Here is a 17,464-nt window from a genome sequence, read left to right as displayed (position 1 = left end):
TCTCAGGAAAGTCGTTGAGATCGATACAAATACGCCTGCGCAATCAACTTCGAGGTCTTCTATGCGGGACGAACCGGATATTTCAGACGCCTTGGAGCAGGTCCGGTTTGCGCGTTTTGAATGTATTTAGCTAAGTGTAGGCCCCTCCCGAATAGGTCAGTTCATAGCTGTGGCTGTACAGTTCGAATACAATCCCGAAGGGGTCCTCAACATAGACCATGCGGTAAGGTTTTTCACCGGGAAAATACTCTCTGACCGGCATGCGCTGCTTGCCTCCTGCTGCAACAATCTTGGCCAGAAGATCTTCGAGATTTGGATCCTGAATGGCAAAATGGAACGTTCCGTGTCGCCGAAAATCCAGATTATTGTCTGGCGGATAATGGCCATCAAATTCAAAAATCTCGAACCCGACGCGATCTGCTGTCGCGAGGTGTGCGATGCGGATTTTACCCCAGCCTTTTCCAAAGACATCGCTGCACATCTGCCCGATATCGCTGTCATCTTCGGTGATTTCGGTCGGTTCCATGATCACGTAGAAACCTAAAATGTCGCGGTAGAATGCGACGGCCTTGTCCAGATCCGATACAGAGAGCCCAATATGAGAGAAGGTGCGTGGTGTCGGTTGCATTATGTATCCTTTCGTTTGCGTTCTCCGAAGAATAGGTCAGGGGTGACAATTTATGAAATTATCAATATGTATATTTTAAATAACGGAAACTTATCATCGTGCTGAATGCAACTTGGCTGAATACTTTCACGACACTTTGTGAGGTTGGCCATTTCACAAGGTCTGCTGACGTGTTGGGGATGACCCAACCTGGTGTGTCGCAGCATCTTCGAAAATTGGAGGCGCAAGTCGGCAAGCCCTTGATCGTGAAGGACGGAAAATCATTCACGCCAACCCCTGCCGGGGAAGCTCTGTTTAAAGTAGGGCTGGCTCGTCGTCGACAGGAACGAGACCTTAAAGAATTGATGCAGCGGGATGACCCCGACGTAGGCGAGGTTAGGATCGGATGCTCGGGCAGTTTTGCGATGTGGCTGTATCCACATCTATTGGAACGTTTGCGAACGGCCCCTGATCTTGCGCTTCACCTGACGGCCGCTCCCCAAGGCGATGTGGCACGCGGTCTTATTCGCGGAGATTTAGATCTGGGTATTCTTACGACCCAGCCCCGTCAGCCGCAACTTGAAGCCAAGATGATCATGCGTGAGGAGCTTTGTTTGGTCGTTCCGAAGCCCATGCGAAACCAAGAGGTTGGGCTGGCCGAGCTGAACGAGCTAGGATTTGTCGCTCACCCCGACGGGCATGAATATGCAGATGAGCTTCTGGGCCGAAATTTCGCACAGGAGTATCAGGGCTCCGATCACCTGAGAATGCGGACGTCCGTTAACCAAATAGGGCAGATCCTAACTCCGGTCGCTGAGGGATTAGGCTTTGCGATACTTCCAAGATCGGGGGTCGATGCATTTGAAAGGCGCGGTGATGTCTACATAGTAGATTTACCCATCAAACATCACCATGACCTTTGGTTGACCTTTCGAAGTGGCAGGAGCAATTTTGCCCGCATTGCCTCAGTGATTTCGTTAATTGAAAAGGAAGTATTCGCGCTTAATTGACGGTTCCAATAGATTCCACTTACTGCAAGCCGCCGTCAGTTCATATTGCGGCATTTGTCAAAAACGGCTCTTTCCGGTCATTCGCAGCGTCCAATGACGAGGTCTGCTTTTTAACAGACGTGATTGACGATGGCGTAAAAGACAACGCAATATGGCGTTTCAGATGCGTTGAGACCTCAGCAAACGCAAACACCGAGCTCTTTGTTGACAACACCCCTTTGTGCTGGCAGCGTCTTCATTGAGAAACCCTCAAAAACAGGAGGACAAAGATGATTGCGTTTTACACCCTCCCGGCCCGGGTGCGCTGAAGCTGTTTTCCGTTCCCTCGTCCGGTTCCTGCTGGTAGGCATGGTCCACCAGCCAATTCTGATGCCTTTGACGAGGACACCCCATTGACCAATCTGACACGCGACGCCCTTGGCTGGTCGCCTTTTTATATGTCCCAGCTTGATATCGAAGAGCTGGAAAGCCTGACCCCTGCCCGCATTACAACGGTCCACCGTGACCGGGTGAATGCACTTTCTGAAATCGGCCCGCTTGAGTTAACGCTTGATCCCGGGATCACCACCGCTGCTGTTGCGGTGGGTGACTGGGTGCTGGCCGCCCCGACACAGCACCGCCTGACCCGCGTGCTTGAACGCAAGACCGAACTGTCGCGCGGCACCGAATATCATACGGGCGACAAACAACTGATCGCGGCCAATCTGGACACGCTCTTTATCACCACATCCTGCAACAACGACTTCAACGTCGCCCGGCTTGAGCGGTATCTGGCCCTCGCCCATGATGCGCTCATCACGCCTGTGATCCTGTTGACCAAAGCCGATCAGGCGGAGGTGCCCGATGACTATATCGATCAGGCGCGCGGCCTTGGCCGGGATCTGGAGGTGCTGGCGCTGAACGCCAAAGGGGATGACATCCCTGCCCTGCTCAGCCCGTGGTGCGGGGCGGGTCAAACGGTGGCGCTGACCGGCTCATCCGGGGTTGGGAAAACGACGCTTGCCAATGCGCTGACTGGCGGACAGGCCCTAACCCAAGACATCCGCGAGGACGACGCGCGCGGGCGGCACACCACAACAGGGCGGTCACTGCATCAGATCCCTGCAGGCGGCTGGCTGATTGACACACCCGGCATGCGCGGGCTTGGGGTGGCGGATGTGGCCTATGGGATCGACGCGACCTTCCCCGAAATCTCGGAACTGGCCACCCAATGCAAATTTCGCGATTGCGAACACGAAAGCGAGCCTGGCTGCGCCGTGCAGGCGGCCATCGCCGCAGGGCAGATCGATCCAGAGCGGCTGCGGCGGTTCAAAAAGCTCAAACGCGAAAACCTGCATGCGACAGAAACCATCGCCCAGGCCCGTGAACGCCATCGCCAGTTCGGCAAAAAGGTAAAGGCGGCGATGAAAAAGAAGGGGCGGTGATGGCCTCCCTGCCAGAGTGCCGGTTTTGCCTCGGGAATGGCTTGCTGGAGGACGCTCCGATCTATCAAAACCCCGCGCATTTCGTCCTGAAATCGCGCGGGGCAGACCGGGCACATGCGGTGATGATTATCCCGCAGCGGCATGTCGCCGATCCGTTCGCGATGACCGCCGCGGAATGGGCGCAGATGGGCGATGCCCTGCAGTTTGCGCGCAGCTATCTGTCGGCAGCCAATCCTGATGGCTACACGATCGGCTGGAATGTCGGGGCGGCCGCCGGGCAGCATGTGTTTCACGCGCATCTGCATGTGATCGCCCGTTTCAAAGACACCCTGGGGGCCGGACGCGGCATTCACGCCGCCTTGGGGGCCTTGCAGCGGGAAACCCCTCAAAAGCTTTAGGGTCCTGACCCTAGGTGTATGTACAGGTTCTGTACGCCGTATGTACGGTATCTTTATCGCGCAAGGTGGGTTCGCACCCACCCTACGAATTCAAACCAACCAAATGCCTTTTTCCGCCGCTGCAAGCCGGTTCCTGCCCGACAGCCGTCCAGTCATATCTGTCTGTGCAGGGCGGCGCATAGCTGATGCAGCCGGATAAACTGAACAGACAGACAAGCAAAATCGCTCTTTTGATCATCACTATTCCTCCAGCTGCGCCCCGCCCATCTTTGACGCGAATTTGCAGGCAATCAATCCCCATCCTGCAGAGCCCAATCCATTTGCGCCTTGGTTTCCACAGCGCAGGGCCGCATGTCGCGCAAGCGCCGCAGGGCCGCATCCGGTGGCGTACCTGCCGCGATCATGCAGCGCAGCACAAGCATCCCAGATCGCCCACAACCGCCAAAGCAATGCACCAGGATCCGGCCCCCGCCCGCTAAAACAGCCAGTATTTCCTGCCGCAGCGCGGGCCAATCCAGATCATCTGGAATGTCAAAATCCCGCACTGGAAGATGACGCCAATTGATGCGCTTCTCAGCCAGATCAGCACCCAGAGCACCGGCACCTTGGCCGTCTAATTCATCTTGCGATGTCAATGTGATCACCAGATCTGGCGCCCAGGATTGCAATATGCGCAGGTCCGTCTGATAGCATCCGAAACGGCCGGGAATGGGGCTGATCGCCAGCTTACCATCCCCGACCGCAAGCGGGTAGATTGCAAAATCAGAAGACGCCATGGCTAACAACTTGCCCCGGATGTTGTGCGGCCCACTCGGCCAGAAATTCGCTAATTTCTGGCACGCCAGAAAATGAAATCGCGCGTTTAGGCAAGGCCACCCCCGCGTTCAAAACAAGACGCAGACAGGCCAAATAATCACGCTCTGCCCGGTATGGATTATTTTCAGACCCATGAATGATTGTCGACAAAAGCGTGCCGCCATAACCGTTTATATGACTGAGATCGGGGCTCAAGCTGAGGAAATATGCCAGCGTTTCTGGCAAACCTTCCCAGCCCGCAATTTGAACCGGCGGCAAACCAGAGGGATCAGGCCGATCCCACGGCATGCCAAGCGCGATCAGAGCTTTCAAATGGGTCAAGTCCTGATCAGGATAGATCATCTGCCGCACAATATCGGCATAGGCAGGCGGAACTTTCGCCGGGTCGATGAAACGGCCAGCGGGGACATTGTTCTCGGCAGCAAGGGCGAGCAATTCTTCTTCTGCCGACAAGGCGACCGGGGTGAGCAGTTTGGCCAGTTCAGGGTGGCGATAGACCCGCGCAGCACCGTAAGCGGTGATCCCGTTTTGAAGAATGTTCTGATCCGCGCCCGCCGCAAGCAACATCGCGCAAATCGGCGCTCCGCACCGACGCAATGCGGCATGATGGAGCGCGGTGCCCATGCCCTCATTCGGATCGGCCCCCGCATCGAGCAGCATTTTGACCATGACCGGATCGTCAAAGTCCATTGCCCGGCGCAATGCGTTTGTTCCTTTGGGATTGGGCCCCGCAGCCAGCAACATCTTCAGACCATCATGATGACCAAGCTCAGTCGCGTGATAAAGGCTCTCGCCATCGTCAGGATTTGCACCGCGATCAAGCAGCCACTTGGCCAGCGGCATATTCCCGGCATGGCCCAGCGCCCCATAGAGCGCAGAAAGCATGTGGGTGCTGCCTGGCTCAGCCGGGTAGCCGTCATTGACATCCGCCCCATGGGCGACAAGCGCCTCGGCAATCGCAATCATATCCGCCTGTTTTTCGGGCCAGATTTTCAGCATCTTGGAAAAGGCCAGATGCAGGATTGGGCGGCGCGGGCCATAGGTCCGGGTCGCCGCCGCCGGATCATAGGCCAGGACATCACGGACCGCGGGCCAATCGAATAAAGCGACCTGCAAACCAAAAGCATCATCGGCCAGATCAGGGGTTTCCCAGATCAAGCGCTGCACAACCTGCACCTGGCCGTGATACAGCGCGATCTTCAACCGCTGCTGTTTGGCTGCGCGATCCATACCTTGGGTTTCGATCGCTGTTTTCATCTGCGGCCAACTTGGGAAGTTATTCTCGCGCGCGATGACATGCAGAAAATCCGCGCGTTTGAAATCACCCGCCCGGGGATTTACCAAGGCAACACGGGCAATCGCGTCGGGCGTGCCGGATTCATAGCTTTTGTGAAGAATTTTTGCCTGCTTGCGCAAGGTATCAAGTGGATCTGTCATTGGCTTCCTCATGACATGTACCCGCCGGTTCGCTAATCCGGGCAAATGAGAAAGACCACCAATCTGAGGCGTCTAAAGGTCGTTATTGGGTGCTGCGCGCTTTCCGCGAACCTGGCTGCCGCCCAACACGGCAGCAACAATCTATGTCAACGAATATAGCTGCGCAATAGCTTTCGACGGTTGATTGTTTGCCGCCACTATATCTAGAACCCATCATCGGAGAAATTGATGAACAAAACCAGAGCTCTTACATTGCTGTTGTGCGCAGCTGCCGCTGCGATCTACGTCTACAGCACCAGCACAGGACTGCACCCGCTGGCCGCAGATTGTTTACTGGACGACGGCAGCGAGGATATCTGCCTGCGCGCCTACGCAACAGACAGTCTTTCAGACGAAGAACGCGGGCGCGTCGCCTTTCACCTTGGCAGGCTGAGCGACAAACGCGGAGACTGGGAAACCGCTTTGGGTCACTATGACAATGCGATTGCACTGTTCCCAAACAAAATCACGGCATTCTACGAGCGCGGGTCGCTGCTGTCCCGTCATAAGCACGATTTCCCTGCCGCCTTGCGCGACTATGATATCTTTTTACATCATCGTCCCGATGATCTGTATGGGCTGGTTGGACGGGCAGAAACGTATCGGTTGATGGAAAGTTATGACCTTGCTGATGCGGATTTGAACCGGGCCGCGCTTATTGCACCAGATGACCGATATCTGCTTCGCGCCCGGGCTGATTTGCTTCAGGATTTGGAGAATGATGAAGCTGCGCTAATCATTTTGGACGGCGCGATTGAGAAACATCCTGCCGTTATGGGGCTGTGGCAGGAAAGGTCCTGGGTCAAACGGCAACTTGGCGATTATGCAGGTGCGGTAACCGATATCGGCCACGTCATCGCCAATGACCCAAAAACGATGTGGCCTTGGTATCAACGGGGATGGTTGAACATCCGGCTGGGTCATGACAGCGCAGGGCTTACCGACTTGCAAGAGGCGCTGGCTTTGGATCCAAATTACGGACCAGCAAGACGCGAAATGCGCCGGCTGCTTGAGGGTATTCAAGACCAGCTTTCCAGTGACCCCAGTGGAGTGATCGCTTTTGCAGATGCAGGTTTGATCAACGAACCCCAGAATTTGGACCTGTTGTATTTAAGGGCAATCGGCCAATCGCAAACCGGTCAATTCATTGGGGCGATCAATGATATGAATGCGATTATCGCGGCCACGGAATTTCCTTTTGATTACATCTTCGCGCGATCTGCGATTTATCTGCAGCAAGGCCAGTTTGATCTTGCCCTCGCCGACTTGGACTACCTGACGTCCGATCCAAGCCAGACGCAGGATGCCATCAATACGCTTTCCTCTCGGATCAGCATATTGGAAGAGGCAGGGCAAAATGAAGCGGCAAACAAGCTGGTTGGCAATGTCGGCGATCTGGCCGGACTTTACGCCGTCGCCATGCGCGCAAAAATACAGTTGCATCACGGGCGCGGCCATTGGCAAGAGGCATTTGACGCCGTTGAAACAATGACGGAACATGATCCCGATGACAGTAACAACTGGTCATTGCGCGGCGAGATATTGGAACGACTGGGCCGTGAAAGTGAAGCGCTGGAAAGCTACAGTGCGGCAATTCGACTGGCTGAAATCGGCACCCGGGATCTGGCCAGTAACGACTCAGCCCGCGCCAACGCGTTATTACGGCGCGGCGCCCTTTACCAATCTCAGTCACGGGCCGATGCCGCGCAGGCCGATTTTGACGCCGCGTTGCAAGGTGAGAACGCAGAGCTGATCCTCGCCTTTCAGCAAAAAATGCAGTCAGCAGGTTATTATCAGGGACAGCTTAGCGGCAACTATGATGCAGCGACCCAGGCCGCCTTGCAGCACTGTGCAGCGGACCCAGACTGTTAGGGCGTTTAACATTTACGCTTTCCGGGCAATCGTTTAAGTGGGCGTCATGCCGGATAACAATGACCTTGCCAAAGAGCGCACCAAATGGGCCGAAGATCGCACGATCATGGCCAATGAGCGCACCTTCTCAAGCTGGATGGGCACCGGGCTTGGCGCAGTTGGTGTCGCTATTGGTCTGAAGGCCGTTTTTGGCGCATTTGAACCCACTTGGGCGGCTAAGCTGGTGGCCACTATTTTTCTGCTCGCGGCCATTGCGATTTTCTGGTCCGCGTGCCGGCAGGCACATAAAACACTGACCCGGTTACGCGAACGCGATGTTGAGGCCACCCCAAGCCGCAGCTTTGTCATATTTGCCGCCACGATGACCATCGCGACCATCGGCACCGGAATTATCCTGTGGTCGCTTTGATCTGGTAGACCTTCGCCGCTCTGCCACCTACTGTGACACAGCATCCGAATCCAAAGGCGCCCATGACCGACCAACCCAGCTATCAAGTGCTCGCCCGTAAATACCGGCCCGAGACCTTTGCCGATCTTGTCGGGCAGGATGCGATGGTGCGCACGCTCAAAAACGCATTTGCAGCCGACCGGATCGCCCAGGCCTTTATGATGACCGGTATCCGCGGGACCGGGAAAACCACAACCGCCCGGATCATTGCCAAGGGCATGAATTGCATTGGTCCTGACGGCAACGGCGGGCCGACGACGGAGCCATGCGGCCAATGTGAGCATTGCACAGCAATCATGGAAGGCCGCCATGTCGACGTGATGGAAATGGACGCGGCATCACGAACAGGTGTTGGCGATATTCGCGAAATTATCGATAGTGTGAATTACCGTGCGGCCTCGGCCCGGTATAAGATCTACATCATCGACGAAGTGCACATGCTGTCCAAGAACGCCTTTAACGCGTTGCTTAAAACGCTTGAAGAGCCGCCCGCCCATGTAAAATTCATCTTCGCTACGACCGAAATTCGGCAGGTCCCTGTCACGGTCTTGTCCCGTTGTCAGCGGTTTGACCTGCGCCGGATTGAGCCTGAAGCCCAAATTGGCCTGTTGCGCAAAATTGCAACCGCCGAGGGGGCCGAAATCACCGATGAGGCATTAGCCCTGATCACCCGGGCGGCCGAAGGTTCGGCCCGTGATGCGCAATCCTTGCTGGATCAGGCCATCAGCCATGGCGCAGGCGAAACCAGCGCCGAACAGGTCCGTGCCATGCTGGGCCTTGCCGACCGGGGCCGCGTTTTGGACCTTTTTGATATGATCCTTAAGGGCGAAGCGGCCACCGCATTGACAGAACTTTCGGCGCAGTATGCTGATGGGGCGGATCCGATGGCTGTGCTGCGCGATCTGGCCGAAGTGTGTCACTGGGTCAGCGTGGTCAAGATCACACCCGAAGCTGCCGAAGACCCCACAATAAGCCCCGATGAGCGTGCCCGCGGGCACGCCATGGCCAGCGCCCTACCGATGCGGGTGCTCTCGCGGATGTGGCAGATGTTGCTCAAATCGCTCGAAGAAGTCGCCATGGCGCCCAACGCGATGATGGCCGCCGAAATGGCCGTCATCCGCTTGACCCATGTCGCCGACCTGCCCAGCCCGGACGAATTGGTCCGCAAACTGGAAAATAGCGCGCCGCCGCCGGGCAATGGCCCCTCCGGCAGCCGCCCCGCACCGACTGCTGGCAGCACGCAGGCCCATGCAAGCCAAGCTGCCCCCGTGCCTCATGCCCCAGGCGGCCCGGTTGCATCTGGCGCGCAGACTGCGACGGCTCTGGCCCAGGACGCTTTACAGCATTACGCCCGCTTTGAGGATGTGGTTGAGCTGATCCGGACCCACCGCGATGTGAAATTGCTGGTGGAAGTGGAAACCGGGCTGCGCCTGGTTAATTATCAACCTGGACGGATTGAGGTAAACCCAACTGCCGATGCCGCGCCCGATCTGATCGGGCGGCTTGGCGCGCGGCTGCAGGCCTGGACGGGAAACCGCTGGGCGATCAGCGTGGCCAGCGGCGGAGAGCCAACAATAGCCGAAAAGCGCGATGCCGCAGAAAACGCTGTCAAGGCCGAGGCAGAAGCACATCCGCTTGTACAAGCTGTCATCGCTGCCTTCCCAAAGGCCAGGATCACCGACATCCGCACAGAGGCAGAAAAAGCGCAAGAAGCACTGACTGACGCGCTGCCTGAAGTGGATGAGGAATGGGATCCGTTTGATGAGGACTGATTGCACCCGTCGGTCAAAAGACCTAACTGGATCATGAATTAACGATAGGAGAAGTCATATGCTCAAAGGACTTAGCGGGCTTGGCGATATGGCCAAGATGATGAAGCAGGCACAAGAAGTGCAGGCGAAGATGGCCCAGGTGCAGGAAGACCTGAATACGATCACCGTGGAAGGTGTCAGCGGCGCTGGACTGGTAAAAGCGACAGCGACCGCAAAAGGCGAGCTAAAGGCGCTGGATATTGATCCGTCGATTTTCAACGGCGATGACAAAGAGGTTGTCGAAGATTTGATCCTTGCTGCGATCAAAGATGCGCAAAGCAAAGCATCGGAACGTTCGCAAGAAGAGATGGCCAAGATTACCGAAGGCCTGGGGCTACCGCCCGGCGTCAACCTGCCTTTCTAAACTGCAAATGAATTTTCACGAAAATTCATGCCCCAGAAGAAATTTCTAGAAATTTCTTCGCCGCCCCGCACAGAAATATGAGCAACGACAACGAAGATCTTGAGACATTGATCACATTGATGGCCAAGCTGCCTGGGCTGGGTCCCAGGTCAGCACGGCGGGCAGTGCTGCACCTGATCAAGAAACGTGCGCTTGTCTTAATGCCACTGGCCGACGCGATGCACCGTGTCGGTTCCACCGTGCGCGAGTGCCTTAATTGCGGCAATGTGTGTACAAAGGATCTCTGCGATATCTGCCAGTCCGAAAAACGGGCCAACGGACAAATCGCGGTTGTCGAAGACGTCGCAGATCTCTGGGCCATGGAAAGATCCAGCGTATTCAAGGGCCGATATCACGTCTTGGGTGGTACATTGTCAGCACTTGATGCAATCGGCCCCGAAGAACTGCGCATACCCAAACTGATCGACAGGGTTGCATCAGAACATATCAGCGAGGTTATCCTCGCGCTTGGTGCCACAATCGATGGACAAACCACGGCGCACTACATCGCCGATCAATTGCCCCATGTAAATGTGACCTCCCTCGCACAAGGCGTCCCGGTCGGCGGAGAGCTTGATTACCTCGATGACGGAACCATTAGCGCCGCTCTAAACGCCCGAAAAACGCTGTAACGAACACAAATTTTCTCGGTATTGCCACAAACTCGCAATTGATCGGTCAAATTTTATCGATAACTTAGGGTTGTCGAACAGTGTTTGGGTAACGATGACCGATAAAGAGCAACAAGAAAGCTTTGCGGCCCGCCTTCAGCGGATCGAAAGCGGTAAGCAGGGCGACTCTGATGCGCCCACTCCCCCAAAGGCGGTCCGCCCGGTGAATGCGCAAGCTGACGGATCAGCACCTGACAGCCTATTCATACGTAATACACTGATTTGGTTAGGCATTATAATCTGCGCGGCTTTTGGCAGTTTTGTAGGCTTCAAAGCGCTCCCTGATGATTTGAAGAACACCGTCGCCACCATAACCGGGATGCGCGAGGCCCCATCTGAGGACCAAATCATTGCAGACAAGCTGGCTGATATCGTTGAAAATGACGTTATGTCATTTTTCGGCCCCACCGCACAACCTCAGGCAGTGGCGCAATTAAATGGCGACCTAGTCGATCTTACGCAGGTGGCGACAAACATATCATTTGCGGACGATACGACTGAGATCGGTCAAGTCAGACCCTTCGCGCGCAATGCAAGCTGTAACCTGCGCAGACCACTTCCCAATGAGAAACTGGTCAATATCCGCGTCGAGAACGGCACCCTGCCTGCACCGCTTCAGGCTTTTTCTGCCTCCGCGCTATCCGATCAGTTGATGCGGAATGTTACCGCTGTGACACAAAATGGCGCGGCCTATGATCAAAATGCCCAAGTCACGGGCGCCATGTCCAGCATCGATGTCTTCCTGACCGATAACACCGCGCCACTATACCTTGCGCTGCAAAATATGGGGAACGGCATTGTCTGGAATATTCACGCGGCGCCCGGCGTGACCGTTGCGCATGTGGCCATCGTTTCATCAGAGATTTCCGGACTTGCCAATATTGCGCCGACAACCACGTTTGATGCCCTTTTGGTCAGCGATTTTGTCCCGGCCGATCAGGTAATCACTGATGATCAAAGCGACTGCATGGTTCGCCCTTGGCGGAACCCGCAACCCGATTGGATCGGGTCTGAAAGGGCAGCTGCCGGCGATAGCGTTACAGCTGATCAATTACAGACCTACACCGCCGGTTACATTGCCTATGATCGCTGGTTCAGCGAAAATTTCGGGGTTGATGCCAGCACCGATGTCATTGCGCTTCGTGAAACTGCCCATGTGCTTTACGGCGACATTCCAGAGCAGCCGATCGCATACCAATCGCTCGCGGGGCAAGACATTCATCTGATGCGAACCGATCATGTGCTGACTGGCGACACCCAATCGCGCACCGACGCAGTCAACCGGCTGCATCAACAAACGCTGCTGGCCGCTGTAGGCGCTGATATTGGGGCACTTAACCCGGCGCCAGTGGAAAGAAGAGATTTGCAATGAACCTCTATCGTATTTTCACCGTTTTCTTCGGATTGTTGATCGCCGCGCCAACGGTCATTTTGAATGCCCACGGCTATGACATCGCGTTTTGGCTGCGCGATGATACGACTACGGCAGCCGCAGCCCCCGAAATCGTGCCGCCGATCGACAGGCCAGAGCTGCGGGCACTCTTCAGCGCGGACGACTTGAACCAGACACGTTACGTCGAAGTGACCGAAATCATCCCCCCTGACGCGCTGCTACAGCCGCAGGAAACCACACCTGATCCGGCGCTTTTGCCGCTTTATGCGGCCGCCCGCGCCCCGGCCCGGCTGATCCCCTATTGCGATGAGGTTGTGCGCAGTATCGGCACGCTTTGCGATGTGCTGCATACCCATACGCATGAAACACGCGAGGGCAAACTTGCGTTGACCGGCCAGCTGGCCTTTTTGCCCGATTTCGACATGGGGTCCCCATTTGACATGGAAGACGGTGCAATAACAGAAGTCAGCGTGGCGCTGCCCCATAGCGGTGATCTGCTGCCACCAAATGAAGCTGATACACGTGTCGCTGGGATGCAGCAGGCAGCTGCGATTTGCGCCGCGCTTAAAGACGCCTATGGGAACTGCGTGTTGACGGGCGTGATGTTCAAGGTCGAGGAGTTATGGATCACCGATCTTGAGGCGTTGCCGGCCGGAACCAACCCGCAGCGTTTGGCCGTTGAGGCCCGTTTTGCCGTCTTCGCAGCGCCTGGCGCGTTGGATGAGGATCGTCTGCAACAGCATATTCAAACGCTGCGCGATCCGGCCTGAGAAAGCCCGGAACGCAGCACTGCGCACCGGGCCCATCAAACTTAGTTGTCGTCTTCGTCCGTGTTGTCATCGGGCAGGTTAAAGAAGCTGTCCGCATCACCCACATCACGGGTATCTTCCTCTTCTTCGCCCTCATCACGGGGGTCGGAGAGGCTAAATGTCTCAAGCCCAGCCATCGCACTTGGCATCTTCGGCTCGGCGGGCATGCCAAGTGATTGCTCTGTGCTGACAAGCTTACGGCGCTCATCATCGGACATCACTGTGCCCTCTTTCGCCCGTTTGGCATTGGCTTTTTGGACAGCGGCATCCAGTTCGGATTGCTTGCAAAGGCCCAGCGCAACCGGATCAATCGGATCGATATTGTTGATATTCCAATGGGTCCGTTCGCGGATCGCCTGAATAGTCGGTTTGGTCGTTCCAACCAATTTGGAAATCTGGCCGTCGCTCAGTTCGGGGTGGAATTTGACCAGCCAATAGATCGAGGCCGGGCGATCCTGACGCTTGGACAATGGAGTGTAGCGCGGCCCGCGACGTTTTTCTTCGCCCACAGCAGCCGAGTTGAATTTCAGCTTCAGCTTATGCAGGGGGCTGGCCTCGGCTTTGTCAATTTCTTCTTGGGTCAGCTGGTTATTGGCAATCGGGTCAAATCCTTTGACGCCGGTGGCCACATCACCATCGGCGATGCCCTGCACCTCAAGCTCGTGAAAACCACAAAAATCAGCGATCTGCTTGAATGTCAGCGTGGTATTGTCGCAAAGCCAAACTGCGGTCGCTTTGGCCATAATCGGTTTATCGGACATCTTTCGTCTCCATCTTATCAGCAGACAAGCCTTCCCCCCGCCCTTGATTTGGGCAGACTGCATTTGCAGCCGGGTTCGCATTGTCGAGGAACTTACAGCTTATATAATGAGCATCGGACAGTTAGGAAAGATCAAAATGCACAGGCTCATCGCGCTGCTCAGCTTTCTCGCCTCACCCGGTTTGGCCCAGGACCAGGCGGGTGTCTTTGACTACTATGTGCTGTCGCTTTCATGGTCGGCAAATTGGTGTGCGCTTGAGGGAGATGCGCGCAATTCACCGCAATGCGACGACGCGGCTGAGTTTGGTTGGATTCTGCATGGGCTCTGGCCGCAATATGAGCGTGGCTACCCCGCCAACTGTCCCACAACGCGGCGGGCCCCCAGCAGGTCGGATACAGCGCAAATGGCTGATATCATGGGCACATCAGGGCTGGCCTGGCACCAATGGCGCAAACACGGTGTTTGCACGGGCCTGTCTTCTGATGATTACTACGCGCTATCCCGTGAGGCTTATGGGCGCGTGACACGCCCCCCTGTTTTTCGCCAGTTAGAACGCGAGATCACATTGCCCGCCACCGTCGTGGAAGAGGCATTTCTGGCAGAAAATGACGATCTGACAGCGGATCAAATCACGATCACCTGCAAGTCAGGCTATATCCAAGAGGCACGCATTTGCATGACCCCCGATCTGCAGTTCCGGACCTGTGGAGACGATGTAATCCGTGACTGCACAATGACAGACGCGCAGTTCAGCCCAATGCGATAAAAGGTCAGACGGCCAAGAACATGGCCGCCTAAACCGCTATTTCAATCTAGCTTATGCGCCGGGCGCCGACGGCTCTTGTTCTGTGGGAACGGTTGTGCCGTCTTTCAATGTCACGTAACCACGTGTGTCCTGACATCTTGGCGTGCCATCACGGTTGATGCGCGGGGTCATGAACCCTTCCAAACCGTCATCAATATACCAGTGCTGGCAACCATCGGGATCGACCCAAACATTGGCGACGCCGTCTTGCAGGAAACCGCCGTCAATACCGCCATCGGTGACCGTATTATCGTTCCCCAGACGTTCGCAGGCTGATAAAGCCCCAACAGCCAAAATTACAACTACACCCCGTGTCAAACCCATATCCAATTACCATCTGTTGTCGCGATTCGCGCGTTTTCGATTAGATGCACAATATGTTGAGATTGGGTTTAGGTCCACAACAAGCCGATAGCTTGTATCAGACGGTGTCTTTTCTGCCTACCACAGCCAGTGTGAGCCCGCTATCAGACCTTTCCAATCCGGTGACCACATCAAAATGATGCCTTTTGGGTTCAATCACTTGCGCGCATCCCCAAGCTGCACCAAGCGCATTCGCTTGATCCAGAAACGCCGGACGTTCATCGCCGCCAACCCAGACGGTCACCTCTGCCTTTGGCGCAGGCAGATGTAGCGGGCTTTCGGCCGCAGCTTCCGCCGCATCAATGCGCAAATCAGCGTTCATTGATGTCCGCATCAGCGGTGCCAAATCCGCAACGGGTGATATGGGCACGATCCCGGCCAAACGATCCTTCCAAACCGCCATGCCTGGGGCCGCACCAATTCGGGCCACCAGCTGCCCACCTGCGGAATGACCAACCAGCCGGATCGGCCCGGAAACACGGCCTGCGGCGAAATCAATTGCCGTAGCAATCTGCCTGCCAATCTCGGCGATGCATACATGCGGACACAGATCATAAGACGGCATCGCAACCGCCCAACCATGGGCCAGCGGACCTGCGGCCAGATGCGACCAATCGGATTTGCCAAAGCGCAGCCAATAGCCGCCATGTACAAAGACAACCAATCCCTTCACGGCATCGTCGGGATAAAAGATGTCCAAACGCTGCCTTAGCGATGGGCCGTATATCAGATCAATCTCGGACTTAGCCTGTGCCCGAAACGTTTCTGCAGCACACGCCCAACGTCCCGGATAGCTGGCCCCGTCGGGGATATGTGCCGCATTGGCATATGCATCATCCAATTCCATGCGGTTCCCCCCTTTACCCTGCTCGCCTGCTAGGTTCAGATAGCCCCGAAATGACAAGGAGGCCAGCCATGCCGCGCGACATCACCAATCTTAGGTCAATGCTTACCCGCCCCGATCTTGTCTGCGAAGCCAGCTATGTGGCTGGCAACTGGATCAGCGCTGAAAACAGCTTTGAAGTGACCAATCCAGCCCGAGGTGATGTAATCGCAACCGTGCCTGATCTGGACCGGCCCCAGACCGCCAAGGCGATTGAGGCGGCGCGGGTCGCTCAAAAACCCTGGGCTGCTTTACCGGCCAAGGAAAGGGCCGCGGTCTTGCGCAAATGGTTCGATCTGATGCTTGCCAACCAAAAGGACCTGGCCATCATCATGACCGCCGAACAGGGCAAACCGCTGGCCGAAGCACGCGGTGAAATCGCCTATGGGGCCTCTTTTGTCGAATGGTACGCAGAAGAGGCCAAGCGCATCTACGGCGAAACGATCCCTGGCCATATGGCGGACAAACGGATCACCGTGATCAAACAGCCCGTCGGGGTGGTGGCCGGGATCACACCGTGGAATTTCCCCAACGCGATGATCACCCGCAAAGTGGCCCCGGCGCTGGCGGCGGGCTGCGGCTTTGTGATCAAACCTTCTGAATTGACACCGCTTTCCGCCTTGGCCATGGCCAAACTGGGCGAAGAGGCGGGCATTCCGCCGGGCCTTTTTTCGGTGATCACCAGCAGCGACAGCAGCGCTATCGGCAAAGAGTTCTGCGAAAATCACACCGTGCGCAAACTGACCTTCACAGGCTCAACCCAAGTGGGGCGCATCCTGCTGGGGCAAGCGGCCGATCAAGTGATGAAATGCAGCATGGAACTTGGCGGGAACGCGCCCTTTATCGTCTTTGACGATGCCGATCTGGACGAGGCTGTCACTGGGGCGATTGCCTGCAAGTTCCGCAATAACGGGCAAACCTGTGTTTGTGCCAACCGGATCTATGTGCAGGCCGGGGTCTATGATGCCTTTGCCGCCAAGTTCAAAACAGCCGTTGAGGCATTGCAAGTGGGTGACGGGATGGATGACGGCACCACGCTGGGGCCGTTGATCGAGCCCAAAGCGCTCAGCAAAGTACAATCCCATCTGGACGACGCACTGGCCAAGGGCGGTCAAGTGCTGACCGGCGGCAAGCCGCATGACTGGGGCGGACAGTTCTTTGAACCAACGATCATTACAAATGCGCAAAAGGACATGCTGGTCAGTACCGATGAAACCTTCGGCCCCTTCGCCCCGCTTTTCAAATTTGAGGATGAGGATGACGTGATCGCCCAGGCCAATGATACGATCTTTGGCCTGGCCTCATATTTTTATGCCAAAGACCTCAGCCGTGTAACCAAGGTCGCCGAAGCGCTGGAATATGGGATCGTGGGTGTGAATACCGGGATCATCTCAACCGAGGTCGCGCCCTTTGGCGGGGTCAAACAATCGGGGCTGGGCCGCGAAGGGTCGCGCCACGGGATCGGTGAGTATCTTGAGATGAAATATATCTGCACATCGGTTTAAGGTCTGGGG

At 56.1% G+C, this 17,464-nt stretch carries 18 protein-coding genes; 12 read left to right on the top strand and 6 right to left on the bottom strand.

What is annotated here, in order from left to right; all coding sequences use genetic code 11:
* Nucleotides 1-130: 130 nt before the first annotated feature.
* Nucleotides 131-628: a lactoylglutathione lyase family protein gene (locus AABB29_RS12215; RefSeq protein ID WP_341366646.1), complete on the bottom strand. Its 498-nt coding sequence runs from the start codon at nt 626-628 to the stop codon at nt 131-133.
* 98 nt (nt 629-726) lie between these two features.
* Here AABB29_RS12215 and AABB29_RS12210 point away from each other — a divergent pair, with 98 nt between their 5' ends.
* The 3 genes from AABB29_RS12210 (at nt 727) to AABB29_RS12200 (ending at nt 3,439) form a co-directional block, all read left to right on the top strand.
* Nucleotides 727-1,617, top strand: a complete 891-nt coding sequence (locus tag AABB29_RS12210; RefSeq protein ID WP_341366647.1) for a LysR family transcriptional regulator — start codon at nt 727-729, stop codon at nt 1,615-1,617.
* A 392-nt stretch (nt 1,618-2,009) separates the two neighbouring features.
* Nucleotides 2,010-3,041, top strand: a complete 1,032-nt coding sequence (gene rsgA / locus AABB29_RS12205) for a ribosome small subunit-dependent GTPase A (protein ID WP_341366648.1) — start codon at nt 2,010-2,012, stop codon at nt 3,039-3,041.
* Entirely contained in the window at nt 3,041-3,439 is a 399-nt protein-coding gene (locus AABB29_RS12200) for an HIT family protein (RefSeq protein WP_341366649.1), read from the top strand. Before rsgA ends, AABB29_RS12200 begins: the two co-directional genes overlap by 1 nt.
* Nucleotides 3,440-3,729: 290 nt before the next feature.
* Here AABB29_RS12200 and AABB29_RS12195 read toward each other — a convergent pair whose 3' ends face one another.
* On the bottom strand, nt 3,730-4,215 hold the full coding sequence (locus AABB29_RS12195; RefSeq protein ID WP_341366650.1) for a protein-tyrosine phosphatase family protein: 486 nt from the start codon (nt 4,213-4,215) through the stop codon (nt 3,730-3,732).
* Nucleotides 4,202-5,692 (bottom strand): ankyrin repeat domain-containing protein, encoded by a 1,491-nt coding sequence (locus AABB29_RS12190; protein ID WP_341366651.1) that lies wholly within the window; start codon nt 5,690-5,692, stop codon nt 4,202-4,204. Before AABB29_RS12190 ends, AABB29_RS12195 begins: the two co-directional genes overlap by 14 nt.
* A 228-nt stretch (nt 5,693-5,920) precedes the next feature.
* Between AABB29_RS12190 and AABB29_RS12185 the strand changes: the two genes are divergently transcribed.
* From AABB29_RS12185 to AABB29_RS12155, 7 genes are all read left to right on the top strand, one after another.
* Nucleotides 5,921-7,603, top strand: a complete 1,683-nt coding sequence (locus AABB29_RS12185) for a tetratricopeptide repeat protein (protein ID WP_341366652.1) — start codon at nt 5,921-5,923, stop codon at nt 7,601-7,603.
* 46 nt (nt 7,604-7,649) lie between these two features.
* Nucleotides 7,650-8,012 carry a DUF202 domain-containing protein gene (locus AABB29_RS12180; protein WP_341366653.1) on the top strand — a complete coding sequence of 121 codons (363 nt, stop codon included), beginning with the start codon at nt 7,650-7,652 and terminating at the stop codon, nt 8,010-8,012.
* A gap of 62 nt (nt 8,013-8,074) precedes the next feature.
* Nucleotides 8,075-9,823, top strand: a complete 1,749-nt coding sequence (locus tag AABB29_RS12175) for a DNA polymerase III subunit gamma/tau (protein ID WP_373636533.1) — start codon at nt 8,075-8,077, stop codon at nt 9,821-9,823.
* Nucleotides 9,824-9,881: 58 nt separating this feature from the next.
* Nucleotides 9,882-10,226, top strand: coding sequence for a YbaB/EbfC family nucleoid-associated protein (locus AABB29_RS12170; protein WP_341366654.1), 345 nt, complete (start codon nt 9,882-9,884; stop codon nt 10,224-10,226).
* Nucleotides 10,227-10,303: 77 nt separating this feature from the next.
* Nucleotides 10,304-10,897: a recombination mediator RecR gene (gene recR / locus AABB29_RS12165; RefSeq protein WP_341366655.1), complete on the top strand. Its 594-nt coding sequence runs from the start codon at nt 10,304-10,306 to the stop codon at nt 10,895-10,897.
* Nucleotides 10,898-10,991: 94 nt separating this feature from the next.
* Nucleotides 10,992-12,308 (top strand): hypothetical protein, encoded by a 1,317-nt coding sequence (locus AABB29_RS12160; protein ID WP_341366656.1) that lies wholly within the window; start codon nt 10,992-10,994, stop codon nt 12,306-12,308.
* Nucleotides 12,305-13,099, top strand: a complete 795-nt coding sequence (locus tag AABB29_RS12155) for a hypothetical protein (protein ID WP_341366657.1) — start codon at nt 12,305-12,307, stop codon at nt 13,097-13,099. The genes AABB29_RS12160 and AABB29_RS12155 overlap by 4 nt, the downstream gene beginning before the upstream one ends.
* Before the next feature lie 41 nt (nt 13,100-13,140).
* Here the strand turns inward: AABB29_RS12155 and AABB29_RS12150 are convergent, their stop codons facing one another.
* Nucleotides 13,141-13,899, bottom strand: a complete 759-nt coding sequence (locus AABB29_RS12150; protein WP_341366658.1) for a cell cycle transcriptional regulator TrcR — start codon at nt 13,897-13,899, stop codon at nt 13,141-13,143.
* 136 nt (nt 13,900-14,035) lie between these two features.
* Here AABB29_RS12150 and AABB29_RS12145 point away from each other — a divergent pair, with 136 nt between their 5' ends.
* Entirely contained in the window at nt 14,036-14,665 is a 630-nt protein-coding gene (locus AABB29_RS12145) for a ribonuclease T (protein WP_373636532.1), read from the top strand.
* A 51-nt stretch (nt 14,666-14,716) separates the two neighbouring features.
* On the opposite strand, the gene AABB29_RS12140 is transcribed toward AABB29_RS12145, so the two are convergent.
* Complete coding sequence (locus AABB29_RS12140) at nt 14,717-15,028, bottom strand: hypothetical protein (RefSeq protein WP_341366659.1); 312 nt, start codon at nt 15,026-15,028, stop codon at nt 14,717-14,719.
* 97 nt (nt 15,029-15,125) lie between these two features.
* A complete protein-coding gene (locus AABB29_RS12135; RefSeq protein ID WP_341366660.1) occupies nt 15,126-15,914 on the bottom strand; it encodes an alpha/beta hydrolase in 789 nt (262 codons plus the stop codon).
* Nucleotides 15,915-15,982: 68 nt separating this feature from the next.
* Here AABB29_RS12135 and AABB29_RS12130 point away from each other — a divergent pair, with 68 nt between their 5' ends.
* The gene (locus tag AABB29_RS12130; RefSeq protein WP_341366661.1) at nt 15,983-17,455 is read left to right on the top strand and encodes an NAD-dependent succinate-semialdehyde dehydrogenase; all 1,473 of its coding nucleotides are present in this window, start codon (nt 15,983-15,985) and stop codon (nt 17,453-17,455) included.
* Nucleotides 17,456-17,464 lie beyond the last annotated feature (9 nt).

This window comes from Yoonia sp. BS5-3, assembly GCF_038069655.2.
Classification (GTDB): Bacteria; Pseudomonadota; Alphaproteobacteria; order Rhodobacterales; family Rhodobacteraceae; genus Yoonia; species Yoonia phaeophyticola.
This window is presented reverse-complemented; position numbering and strand designations above follow the sequence as displayed.